At 65.5% G+C, this 11,162-nt stretch carries 14 protein-coding genes; 8 read left to right on the top strand and 6 right to left on the bottom strand.

Features of this window, described 5'->3' with window-relative positions:
* Positions 1 to 143: 143 nt before the first annotated feature.
* From ccmA to CFE28_01960, 6 genes are read left to right on the top strand one after another with little or no spacing between them, the layout of a single operon-like run.
* Positions 144 to 746, top strand: coding sequence for a heme ABC exporter ATP-binding protein CcmA (gene ccmA / locus CFE28_01985; protein OYU68870.1), 603 nt, complete (start codon positions 144 to 146; stop codon positions 744 to 746).
* Positions 743 to 1,408, top strand: coding sequence for a heme exporter protein CcmB (gene ccmB / locus CFE28_01980; GenBank protein ID OYU68869.1), 666 nt, complete (start codon positions 743 to 745; stop codon positions 1,406 to 1,408). Before ccmA ends, ccmB begins: the two co-directional genes overlap by 4 nt.
* Before the next feature lie 58 nt (positions 1,409 to 1,466).
* Positions 1,467 to 2,195: a heme transporter HemC gene (locus CFE28_01975; GenBank protein OYU68868.1), complete on the top strand. Its 729-nt coding sequence runs from the start codon at positions 1,467 to 1,469 to the stop codon at positions 2,193 to 2,195.
* A 3-nt stretch (positions 2,196 to 2,198) separates the two neighbouring features.
* Positions 2,199 to 2,360 carry a heme exporter protein CcmD gene (gene ccmD / locus CFE28_01970; GenBank protein ID OYU68867.1) on the top strand — a complete coding sequence of 54 codons (162 nt, stop codon included), beginning with the start codon at positions 2,199 to 2,201 and terminating at the stop codon, positions 2,358 to 2,360.
* Positions 2,357 to 2,878: a thiol:disulfide interchange protein gene (locus CFE28_01965; protein ID OYU68866.1), complete on the top strand. Its 522-nt coding sequence runs from the start codon at positions 2,357 to 2,359 to the stop codon at positions 2,876 to 2,878. Before ccmD ends, CFE28_01965 begins: the two co-directional genes overlap by 4 nt.
* 59 nt (positions 2,879 to 2,937) lie before the next feature.
* Entirely contained in the window at positions 2,938 to 3,183 is a 246-nt protein-coding gene (locus CFE28_01960) for a hypothetical protein (protein ID OYU68865.1), read from the top strand.
* Here CFE28_01960 and CFE28_01955 read toward each other — a convergent pair.
* From CFE28_01955 to CFE28_01945, 3 genes are all read right to left on the bottom strand, one after another.
* Positions 3,180 to 3,719 (bottom strand): MarR family transcriptional regulator, encoded by a 540-nt coding sequence (locus CFE28_01955; GenBank protein ID OYU68864.1) that lies wholly within the window; start codon positions 3,717 to 3,719, stop codon positions 3,180 to 3,182. The two genes, CFE28_01960 and CFE28_01955, sit on opposite strands and share 4 nt — an antisense overlap.
* A gap of 69 nt (positions 3,720 to 3,788) precedes the next feature.
* On the bottom strand, positions 3,789 to 4,364 hold the full coding sequence (locus tag CFE28_01950) for an intracellular septation protein A (protein OYU68863.1): 576 nt from the start codon (positions 4,362 to 4,364) through the stop codon (positions 3,789 to 3,791).
* Entirely contained in the window at positions 4,361 to 5,296 is a 936-nt protein-coding gene (locus CFE28_01945) for a signal recognition particle-docking protein FtsY (GenBank protein OYU68862.1), read from the bottom strand. Before CFE28_01945 ends, CFE28_01950 begins: the two co-directional genes overlap by 4 nt.
* A 95-nt stretch (positions 5,297 to 5,391) precedes the next feature.
* On the opposite strand from CFE28_01945, the gene CFE28_01940 reads away from it, so the two are divergent.
* A complete protein-coding gene (locus tag CFE28_01940; GenBank protein ID OYU71510.1) occupies positions 5,392 to 6,057 on the top strand; it encodes a hypothetical protein in 666 nt (221 codons plus the stop codon).
* On the opposite strand, the gene CFE28_01935 is transcribed toward CFE28_01940, so the two are convergent.
* Both CFE28_01935 and CFE28_01930 read right to left on the bottom strand, forming a co-directional pair.
* A complete protein-coding gene (locus CFE28_01935) occupies positions 6,021 to 7,340 on the bottom strand; it encodes a tRNA (N(6)-L-threonylcarbamoyladenosine(37)-C(2))-methylthiotransferase MtaB (GenBank protein OYU68861.1) in 1,320 nt (439 codons plus the stop codon). The two genes, CFE28_01940 and CFE28_01935, sit on opposite strands and share 37 nt — an antisense overlap.
* Positions 7,268 to 8,095 (bottom strand): diaminopimelate epimerase, encoded by an 828-nt coding sequence (locus CFE28_01930; GenBank protein ID OYU71509.1) that lies wholly within the window; start codon positions 8,093 to 8,095, stop codon positions 7,268 to 7,270. Before CFE28_01930 ends, CFE28_01935 begins: the two co-directional genes overlap by 73 nt.
* A 79-nt stretch (positions 8,096 to 8,174) precedes the next feature.
* On the opposite strand from CFE28_01930, the gene CFE28_01925 reads away from it, so the two are divergent.
* On the top strand, positions 8,175 to 10,238 hold the full coding sequence (locus CFE28_01925; GenBank protein ID OYU68860.1) for a S9 family peptidase: 2,064 nt from the start codon (positions 8,175 to 8,177) through the stop codon (positions 10,236 to 10,238).
* On the opposite strand, the gene CFE28_01920 is transcribed toward CFE28_01925, so the two are convergent.
* Positions 10,235 to 11,137: a LysR family transcriptional regulator gene (locus CFE28_01920; GenBank protein ID OYU68859.1), complete on the bottom strand. Its 903-nt coding sequence runs from the start codon at positions 11,135 to 11,137 to the stop codon at positions 10,235 to 10,237. The genes CFE28_01925 and CFE28_01920 overlap by 4 nt on opposite strands.
* Positions 11,138 to 11,162 lie beyond the last annotated feature (25 nt).

Raw genomic sequence — 11,162 nt, 5'->3', positions numbered from 1 at the left:
CGCCTACCTCGGAGATCGCGCGCTATACGAGGCGGACACACAGCGTTCGCCCCCGCGCCGCGAACACCCCCCGAAGGGACGCCGGCCGGGGGCGTCATACCCCTTCACGCGGGGCGCGTCTATTCGAGCCGGACCCTTCTGACATGATCTCTGGTCTTCAAATCAAGGAACTTGCCGTCAGCCGGGGCGGCAGAAGCCTGTTCCGGGGCCTGAACCTTGACCTTGCAGCGGGTCAGGCCTGCGCCCTGACCGGGCGGAACGGTTCGGGAAAGACCAGTCTGCTGCGGGCAATTTCGGGCCTGCTGGAACCCGATCAGGGCGAAATCACTTTCGGCGGCCTTGATTCGGATCAGGCCAGACGAACGGCCATCCATCTGGTCGGTCATGCCGACGGGCTGAAAACCGGGCAGACGGCTCGGGATGAGCTGACCTTCTGGATCTGCTGGACAGGCGGAACCGCGGAAGCCATGGCCATGGCCGTGCAGAGACTGGAACTGGCGCCCCTGCTGGATCTGGAAGTCCGGAGGCTGTCAGCAGGCCAGAAACGCCGCATCGCGCTGGCCCGCCTTCTGGCTGCGCCGAGACGCCTGTGGCTGCTGGACGAGCCCCTGAGCCCCCTCGACGCGGTCTGGCGAACCCGGTTTGGCGAGATGATGGCCGAACATCTGAAAGACGGCGGCATGATTGTCGCCGCCATCCATGATCCCCTCCCCGTGCCGGCCCTCGCCCTGGAGATCACCCCATGAGCCGGGCCTGGAACCTGCTGAAGCGGGAGACGGCCCTGGCCTGGGGACGTGGCGGCGGCCCCCTGGTGTCAGCAGGCTTCTATCTGGGCGTAGCGACCCTGCTGCCCCTCGCCTCCGGGCCTGAGCCTGCCCGGCTCGCCGCTGTGGCGCCCGGCGTGGCCTGGGTCACCCTGGCCCTGGCCACACTGCTGGGCCTGGATCGCCTCTTCGAGCGCGACTATGAGGACGGCGCCCTGGATCTCCTGACACTGTCGCCTCTGCCCCTGGAATTTGTCTGTGCGATCAAGTGTTTCGGCCAGTGGCTGGCGACTGGCCTGCCCCTGGCCCTGGCAGCGCCGGTGACCGCCGTCGCCCTGGGCGGCAGTCCGGCCCTGGCGCCCCTGGTCCTGGTCAGCGCCCTGATTGGCGGCCTGGCCTTCGCCTTCGCCGGAGGTATTGGCGCAGCCCTCAGTCTGGGCGCACGCAGGGGCGGCCTGCTGACCGCCGTGATCGTCCTGCCCCTGTTCACGCCGCCCGTGATCTTTGGCGGCGGGGCCCTGGACGCCTTCGCCGCCGGCCTGCCTTGGCATGCGGGATTCATCCTTCTGGGCGCCTATGCCGCAGCCGCCATCGCCCTTGGCCCCATAGCCATGGCGGCAGCGTGCCGCAACGCGCTGTCCTGAGCGCCGGCAAAAAGGAAATCCCATTGCCCCTGGGCGCGTCGGGGTCTAATCGGCACACATGATCCCGGCGCCGGCCTTCCTGTCCAATCCTGAGCGGTTCATGGCCTTTTCCAGGTGGGCGGCGCCGATGTTTGGCGTCCTTGCCCTGGGTCTGGGCGCAGCCGGCCTCTGGCTGGGCTTTACGGCGCCGGAAGACTACCAGCAGGGCGATACCGTCCGGGTCATGTTCATCCATGTGCCGGCGGCCTGGCTCAGCATGTTCGCCTATGCCTGTCTTGGTGTTGCGAGCTTCCTGTCCCTGGTTTTCCGTCATGCCCTCGCGGACGCCGCGGCCAGGTCGGCTGCGCCCCTGGGCGCCGCCTTCACCGCCCTGGCCCTGGTCACAGGCTCGCTTTGGGGCCGGCCCATGTGGGGGACCTGGTGGGTATGGGACGCCAGGCTGACCAGCGTCCTGGTCCTCTTCCTGTTTTATCTGGCCTATATGGCCCTGCGCAGCGCCCTCGACGACGAGACCAAGGCGGCGCGGGCCTGCGCCATCCTGGCTCTGGTGGGTCTGGTCAACCTGCCGGTGGTGCACTGGTCGGTGAACTGGTGGAACAGCCTGCATCAGGGCGTGACTGTTTTCGCCGAGGGCGGCCCCAAGATGGCGCCGGTCTTCCTGGCGCCCCTGCTGCTCATGGTGCTGGCCTATATGGCGGCCTTTGGCTCCCTCTGGCTTGTCCGAATCCGTGGGGAGGTCTGGCGGCGCCGCGCTGACGCCGCCCTGTCCCGCCTGGCGAGGAGCTGACCCATGCTCGACCTCGACTTCGGCAAGTATGGGCCCTTCATCTGGGGCGCCTACGGGATCACCGGTCTCGTCTTCGTCCTCATGATCCTGTCCAGCCTGCGCCATTCGGCCCATTGGCGGCGTCGGGCTGAAGAGTTGAAGGCCCGGGAGGACGCCCGTCCGTGAACCGTTGGCTGGCCTTTGTTCCGCTGGCGGTCCTGGGGGCCCTGGCCCTGCTGTTCAGCTTCTACGCCCTGAAGCATGATCCCAGGGTCCAGCCCCAGGCCCTTGTGGGTAAACCCCTGCCAGATGTGACCCTGCCCAGCCTTGACGATGGTCGGCCGATCGCCCTGCGCAGCCTCGCGACGGGCGGAAGCCCGGTGCTGGTCAATGTCTACGCCTCCTGGTGCGCGCCCTGCGAACTCGAGGCGCCGGTCCTGATGGAGATGAAGCGCAAGGGCGCCGTGCTGATCGGCATCGCCTACAAGGACGCACCGGCCAATACCCAGGCCTTTCTGGCCCGACTGGGCGACCCGTATGCACACAGGCTGGTGGACCGCGATGGTCGGGCCGGCATCGAGCTGGGCGTTACCGGGGTGCCTGAAACCTATCTGGTGGATGGCAAGGGGGTCATACTGGCCAAGTATGCGGCGCCCCTTTCGCCAATGGATGCCCGAGACCTCATGTCCAGGCTGGCCCGTTAACCCTTTATTGAGCCGCCTGCGGCCAAGGTCATGTTTGATTAACCACGTTTGAGGGCGTCATGGCCGCGCCGATCCAGCCCGGATTCCAGAACCAGATTCCCTCGCCGCGGGCCGACTCTCCGCGGAACGCCGCCCAGAGGGCCTTTTTCCAGGCAGCCCTTGGTGGAACAGCTCCAGCCAGAGCCGCAGCCGAACCTGCTCCGGCCCCGAGGGCCGCCCCTGTTCAGAGGGTGATGACAGAAGCCCCCACCGAGGCGCCAACCCGGATCCTGCGGCCAGGCTCAATCCTGGACATCCGCGTCTAGGCGTCGGCCAGGGCGGCCTTTTTCAGCTTCTTCTTTTCAGCCTTGGCGGCTTTCTCGGCCTTGGTCTTCTTGGGCTTGGGGGCGACCTCGGGATCGCCGGCGGCGACAAGATCCCGGAGCAGGTCGGTGAAGACCTCCCGCTTGCCGCCGGACAGAAGCTTCAGCAGACGCGCGTCCACCGCCGCCATCCTCGGCTGTGCGTCAAGCAGGACCGCCCGACCTTCGTCCGTCAGCCGGACACTGTTGGCGCGGGCGTCAGTTTCCGACTTCTGGCGTTCCAGAAGTCCCTTCGCAATCATCCTCGCGGCCATGTCAGCCAGGGTCGAGCGGTCAATGCCGGTCAGCGAGACCAGGTCGGTCTGGGTCAGACCCTCACGGCTGGCGACCGCCGCCAGCACCGCAAACTGCCGCTGGGTGACGCCTGCCGCACCGAACTCGGCGGCATAGAGGTCGAGGGCGACCTGAAGGGTCCTGTGCAGCAGATGGCTCGGCGACCGATCCAGTGGTCCCGCCGTTTTTCCCTTGCCCTTGGCCATGATGATCCCCCGTCTGGACAGGGAAAACCCTAGCTGCGGAAAACGTCAGTTTGAAGACAGTCGAGGCCCTCAGGCGTCGGGGCGGTCCTGGTGGGCATGTTTCATCATCATGGGCGCCTGGGTCATGGAGAAGATGACCGTCAGGATCATCAGTCCAGGGAACCTGAAAATCACCCAGGTGGCGTCGGGCTGGGTGCGCCAGACAAACTCATTGAGGGCGGCCATGGCCAGGAAGAACACACCATAGCGAAGGGTGAGGGTGCGCCATCCCGCGTCGGTCATGGGAAAGGCCTCGCCCAGCAGCATCTTGAGCGGGGTCTTTTTCATCACAAGGCCCCCCAGCATGAGGACGCCATAGACCAGGTTCATGATGGTCGGTTTGATCTTGAGGAAGCGCGAGTCATGGAAGTAGAGGGTCAGCCCGCCGAAGAGCAGGCCGGTAATGGTGGCGATCAGGGGAATGGGCGCTATGCGGCGCTCGAAGACCAGTCCGAAGACAAGGCCCAGAATCGAGCCTGCAACCAGACCCCATGTGGCGTTCACAAGATTGCGGCCGCCGAGAAAATAGGCGGCGAAAAAGGCTACGAGACCGCCATAATCGACGACGGCCCGGATCCATTTGCGGGCTTGGGGAGACAGGGTCATTTGGCCTCCAGGCCGACAAGGGAGCGGGAAAAGGCGCGGGCGTCGAAGGGCTGGAGGTCCTCAATGCCCTCGCCAACCCCGATCAGCATGATGGGGCTGTCAGAGGCCTGGGCCACTGGCACAAGCACCCCGCCCCGGGCGGTGCCGTCCAGCTTGGTCATGACAATGCCTGTGACGCCGATCTGATTGCCGAAGATGTTTTCCTGGGCCAGGGCGTTGCGTCCCACTGTGGCGTCCAGGACCAACAGGGTTTCGTGCGGGGCTTCAGGATCGACCTTCTTGATCACCCGGATGACCTTGAGCAGTTCATCCATCAGGCCCTGCTTGTTCTGCAGGCGGCCTGCGGTGTCGATCAGGACCACATCAAAGCCCTCGGCCTTCGCCTTTTCGATGGCGTCAAAGGCCAGACCTGCGGCGTCGGAATTGGGCGGGCGGCTGATGAAAGCCGCGCCGGACCGTTCAGCCCAGACCTTGAGCTGCTCCACAGCGGCGGCCCGGAAGGTGTCGCCGGCCACCACCAGCACCTTGGCGCCCTTGGCGGTCAGGTCGGCGGCGATCTTGCCCAGGGTCGTGGTCTTGCCAGAGCCATTGACCCCGATGAACAGGACCACATAAGGCCGGGGGCCGGAAAGGGGATCGAAATGGCCCTGACGGGAGCTGAGTTCTTCGCCAATGGCCTCGGCCAGGGCTTCCTTGATTTCCTGCTCGTCCACCGACTTGCCGAACTTGGCGTCGGAGAAGGCCTTGGTGATGCGGGCTGCGGAATAGGGACCCAGGTCGGCCTCGATCAGCATTTCCTCAAGCTCGTCGAGCTTGGCCTGATCCAGGGGCTGTTTGGTGAAGGTGGCGGCGACCTGTTCAGTCAGGGCCTTTGACGAGCGCGAAAGCCCGCCTGCCAGTCGTTGCAGCCATCCGGTCTTGGGTTCAGTCATGGCGCCGCTTCTAGAGTATACGGAAGGGGCAGACCAGCCTCTGGGAGCCTTCTGGCATACTGGCGGCTCACGGGCTTCCGCGTTAGGGGATGGGCATGGTTTCCATCGCCTCCACCGTGATCGCCCTGGACTATGCCGCTGTCGCCGTCTTCGGCGCCACCGGCGCCCTGGCCGCCGCCCGGCGCAAGCACGACATCGTCACCTTCGCCTTCTTCTCTGCGGTCACCGGAGTCGGCGGCGGAACCCTGCGGGACCTGCTGCTGGGGGCGCCGGTCTTCTGGGTGCAGAGGCCGACCTATCTGGTGGCCTGCGGTCTGGCTGCAGTGGTGGTGTGGATTGTCGGTCCGGGACAGGGTCGGCTGCGGGTCCTGCTCTGGCTCGACGCCCTTGGCCTCGGCGCCTATGCGGTGATCGGGGCAGCCAAGGCCGGCGCCCTGGGGGCGCCCCCGGTTTCGGCCATGGTCATGGGGGTCCTGACAGCCTGCTTTGGCGGGGTGATCCGCGACGTCCTGGCCCACGAGCCCTCGGTCCTGCTGCGCCGGGAAATCTATGTGACCTGCGCCGGTCTCGGGGCGACCACCTTTGTCGGCCTGCAATGGGCCGGATTTCCCGGCTGGGCCGCAGGGGCGGCGGGGTTCCTGGTGGGCTTTGGCATGCGGGCCGGGGGGCTGGCCTGGGACTGGTCCCTGCCGGGCTATCCCGGGCGGGGCGAGGCCCGGGAAGATCAGATCGAAGCGGCCAGGGCCCGGGATCCGGAATAGCCGGTGATCTTCAGATTGATGATGGCGCCGATTTCGCCCGGCCCCTCAAAGGCGATCTCGGTAAAGTCCTCGCCCCGGGCGATCCCGACCCGTTCCACCAGCCCGGTGACCGTGCGCCCCTCCATGTCCTGAAGGTGTCGCCTCAGGGCGGCGTCGCCTGCAGCCCGCAGCCTGGCGGCCCGATCCTTGACCTCGGCTCGGGCGACAGGTGGCATCCTGGCCGCCGGGGTTCCGGGGCGGGGGCTGTAGGGAAAGACGTGAAGGAATGCGAGGCCGGCTTCCTCTACCAGGGACATGGTGTTCTGGAACATCTCCTCGGTTTCGGTGGGAAAACCCGCGATGAAGTCGGCGCCGAAGGCGACATCGGGGCGAACCGAACGAACATCCGAAATCAGCTTCAGGGCGTCGCTCCGGCTGTGGCGGCGCTTCATCCGCTTGAGGATCATGTCATCCCCGGCCTGCAGGGACAGGTGAAGATAGGGCATGAGCCTCGGCTCGCCAGCCAGACAGGCCATCAGGTCCGGATCGATCTCGGCCGCATCTATGGAAGAAAGACGCAGCCGCGGCAGGTCGGGGACAAGCTTCAATATGCGGGCGACCAGTTGACCCAGGGTGGGCTGGCCCGGCAGGTCGGCGCCCCAGCTGGTGACATCCACCCCTGTGAGCACGACCTCCTGATAGCCCTGGGCGGTCAGGCGGCGGATCTGGTCCACCACTTCGCCAGCTGGAGCCGACCGGGAATTGCCCCGGCCAAAGGGGATGATGCAGAAGGTGCATCTGTGGTCACAGCCGTTCTGGACTTCCACATAGGCCCGGGCCCGATCCTTCAGTCCGTCGATCAGGTGCCCCGCGGTTTCCCGCACGCTCATGATGTCATTGACCCGGACACGGCCTTCCGGTGCGGTCGCAGAATAGGACCCCTTGGCGGCCTTCTCCGTATTGCCCAGGACGAGGTCAACCTCAGCCATGCTTGCAAAGGCCGCCGGATCGATCTGGGCGGCGCAGCCGGTGACGATCAGCCGGGCGTCAGGACGTTCGCGTCGCGCCTTGCGGATCGCCTGCCGAGCCTGGCGGACAGCCTCGGCGGTGACGGCGCAGGTGTTGAAGACCACGGCGTTCTCAAGGCCGTCCTCCGCCGCACGGGCGCGGATGACCTCGCTCTCATAGGCGTTGAGACGGCAGCCGAAGGTGACAATGTCGACCTTGTCGGTCACGGCAGCCTGCCTTCGAATTCGATGGCCACGGGACCGGTCATGATCACGTGATCGTCGCTCTCCCGCCACTCAATGACCAGATCGCCGCCGTCCAGCTCAAGGGTGGCCATGCGATCTGTGAGACCCCGCCGGGCGGACGCCACAAGGGCGGCGCAGGCGCCCGTGCCACAGGCCCTGGTCAGGCCGGCGCCCCGCTCCCATACCCGAAGGCGGATGTGGTCGCGGGCCTTGATCTGGGCGAACCCGACATTGACCCCTTCCGGGAAAAGCAGGTGGTGCTCGATCAAGGGACCAACTTCACTTACCGGCGCGGTCCCGATATCAGGGACAAAGAACACCACATGGGGATTGCCCATGGAGACGCAGCCGGGGGTGTGCAGGAGCGGCGCGTCAATGGGGCCGACCTGAAGTTCTATGCCCCGGGTATCCATGTCCTCGGACAGGGGAATCTCGTCCCAATTCAGACGCGGCGGGCCCATGTCGACACTGACCCTCAGATCGCCCGCCCGCCGGGCCGTCAGCCGGCCGCCAAGCGTGTCGAAGCCGACCTCCTCTGCGCCGCTCGCCCGCATCAGAAGCCAGGCCACGCAGCGGGAGCCATTTCCGCAGGCGCCGATCTCTTCCCCGTCCGAATTCCAGAACCGGACCAATGGCGCATCCGATGCGCCGGGGCTGATGGAAATGAGCTGGTCGCAGCCGATCCCCCCCTCGCGCCGGGCGATCGAACGCACCTCGTCCGGGGTCGGTTCAAAGGGTTGGGTGCGGGCCTCGACGACGACGAAGTCGTTGCCGAGCCCGTTCATTTTCAGAAACGGACGGCTCATGATCTGGTGTTTATAAGTGAGAAATCTTCCCGGATCACCTTAGACCCCACAAATCATCAAAGTCGCCCCTGGTCCGATCATGAAACGATCCCTTCTGTCTCTGGCCTGCGCCGGCGTTATCTCCATTTCCGGTAACTCTGTCCTGGCCCAGCAGGCTGATCCCTTCCTGGGCCTTGAGGACGTCGAGGCGCCCAGCTCCATGGCCTGGGTGGCGGCGGAAAACGCGCAGACAGCCAAACGTCTGGAAGGCGATCCGCGCTATGAGACCTTCCACAGTCAGGCGCGGACCATTTTCACCTCCAGCGACCGGATTCCCTGGCCAGACTTCCGGGCGGGCGGCGTGGACAATTTCTGGCAGGACGGGACCCACATCCACGGGATCTGGCGACACGCCACACTGTCCTCTTTCCGGTCTGCGACTCCGGAATGGGAAACCCTTCTCGACCTCGACGCCCTTTCGAAGGCTGAGGGCCGCAACTGGATCTGGAAGGGCGCAACCTGCCGCCAGCCGGATGAGACCGTCTGCCTTGTGCGACTGTCCGATGGCGGCACGGACGCCGTGGAAATCCGCGAATTCGACACCCGGACCCGGCAGTTTGTCGCAGGCGGGTTCACTGCCCCGGCCAGCAAACAGGTCAATGCCTGGCTTGACGCCGACACCCTGATTGCTGCGCGGGATTGGCAATCATCGGATATTTCCAGCTCTGGCTATCCGCTGGTGATCAAGACGGTTTCACGCAATGGCGCCGTCGCCGTCGTCTATCAGGCTGAAAAATCCGATGTTGGAGTCGGCTTCTCCGTCCTGCGCGGCCGGAATGGGAAGACCGACGGCGTCGTTCTGCGGCGGGAGGTGGCTTACTTCAAGACAGAGTTCTATCTCTGGAAAGACGGCAAGCGGATCCGGCTTCCCGTGCCTCTCAAGTCCCAGTTCGACGGCTACGTGAACGGGCGACTGATCTTCACCCTCAAGGAAGACTGGCAAGGCGCATCCTCTGGATCAGTGATCGCCTATAAGCTGACCGACCTGGGTCCGGCGCCGGAAATCGTCTTTCAGCCCGGTCCGAGGCAGGCCATCCAGTCCGTGGACGTCACGGCCGGCAAGGTGGTGGTCAACCTGCTCGACGATGTGAAGGGTCGGGTAAATGTCTTTGATCTGGCCCGCGGAAAATGGGTTGGCGAGACCCTGAACCTGCCCAAGGATTCCAGCTTCCAGATCCGGTCCCTGAACGACCCGGACGATCAGATTTTCGTCTCGGCGGAGGGCTTCCTCGACCCGCCGAGCCTGTGGCTGGCCGACGCCGCAACAGGAATGACGGCGAAAATCAAGGAACTGCCGCCCCAGTTCGATGCGTCCAGGGATGTGGTTGAGCAATACTGGGCCACGTCATCCGACGGCGTGAAGGTCCCCTATTTCATCGTGCGCCCCAAGGCGGCGAAGCTGGACGGCTCCACCCCGACCCTGATGTACGGCTATGGCGGTTTCGAACTGTCCAAACCGCCTGTCTACCTGCCCGAGATGGGCAGGATCTGGCTCGAGCGGGGCGGCGCCTATGTGATCGCCAATATCCGCGGCGGCGGGGAATTCGGCCCCGCCTGGCATGACGCCGTCCTCCGGGAAAAACGTCAGCTGGCCTTTGATGACTTCGCCGCTGTCGCCAGGGACATGACCGCACGGGGTCTGACCTCGCCGCGACGACTTGGGATCTACGGCCGGTCCAATGGCGGCGTCCTGACCACAGTCTCCATGACCCAGCATCCGGAACTCTGGAACGCCGTGGTGGTCGAGAGCCCGCTGATCGACATGCTGCGCTATCACAAGCTGTCAGCCGGATCGTCCTGGATCGCCGAATACGGGGACCCCGATGTCCCGGCCGACGCCGCCTTCATAGGCGCCTATTCTGGCTATCAGAATCTGAAAGCCGGGGTGAAATATCCCGAGGCTTACATCACCACCAATACCAAGGATGACCGGGTCCACCCGGGGCACGCGCGCAAGTTCGCCGCGAAACTGCAGGCCATGGGCGTTCCCTATCTCTACTACGAGCAGACCTTCGGCGGGCACGCCAATGACGCCGATCCGGAACTGAACGCCCGCCGCTGGGCCAGACACTATGTCTATCTGGCCCAGAAGCTGATGGACTAGGGAATGTCCTGAAGGGTCTCGGCCAGCAGACGCCCCTCGGCGCCCCGGCTGGACCCCTGCCGCCAGGCCACGACAATTTCGCGGCTGGGGTGTTTGGAGCCCAGGGGGCGGATGGTCACAGGCGCGCTGTCCACCAGTCCCGCCGTCACCGACATGGCCGGCAGGAAGCTGACCCCTAGCCCCGACCCCACCATCTGCACCAGGGTTGGAAGGGAGGTGGCGGCGAAAGCCTCTTCGTCACCGGTGGCCTTGGGCGGCCGCAGACCACAGGCGGCCAGGGCGTGGTCGCGCAGGCAGTGGCCATCTTCCAGCAGGATCAGGTCTTCACCCTCGAGGGCTGAAGCGGTCATTTCAGAGAGGCCCGCCAGCCGGTGATTGGCCGGCAGCGCGGCCATGAGTTCGTCATCCGAAACATGGGCGCAGGCCAGACCGGTTGTGTCGAAGGGCAGGGCGATGAGGGCGGCGTCCAGCTGCCCGGCCCGCAGGGCGGCGATCAACCTCTGGGTCAGGTCCTCCCGCAGAAAGAGCTTCAGACTGGGAAATCTGGTGCGCAGGACCGGCAAGGCCCGGGGCAGGAGAAAGGGCGCTATGGTCGGGATGACCCCAAGCCGGAAACGACCCGTCAGGGGCTGACCGGCGTTCCGCGCCGCCTGCACAAGTTCTTCAGCCTCATTGAGGATGACGTGGGCCCGAGCCAGGGCCGCCTCGCCCACGGCGGTCAGGATCACGCCGGACCGGGCGCGGTCCACCACCGGGGCTCCGAGGATCTTCTCCAGTTCCTGAATACCCGCAGACAGCGTCGGCTGGGTCACATGGGCGGCGTCGGCCGCCTTGCCGAAAGCCCCATGCTCGGCCAGCAGCTTCAGGTATTGCAGTTGCCGAAGCGTCGGAAGCATCAGGTCAGGGCCTCAAGGGTCGGAAATG

The sequence above is a fragment of the Alphaproteobacteria bacterium PA2 genome (genome assembly GCA_002256425.1).
Taxonomy (GTDB): domain Bacteria; phylum Pseudomonadota; class Alphaproteobacteria; order Caulobacterales; family Caulobacteraceae; genus Phenylobacterium.
This window is presented reverse-complemented; position numbering and strand designations above follow the sequence as displayed.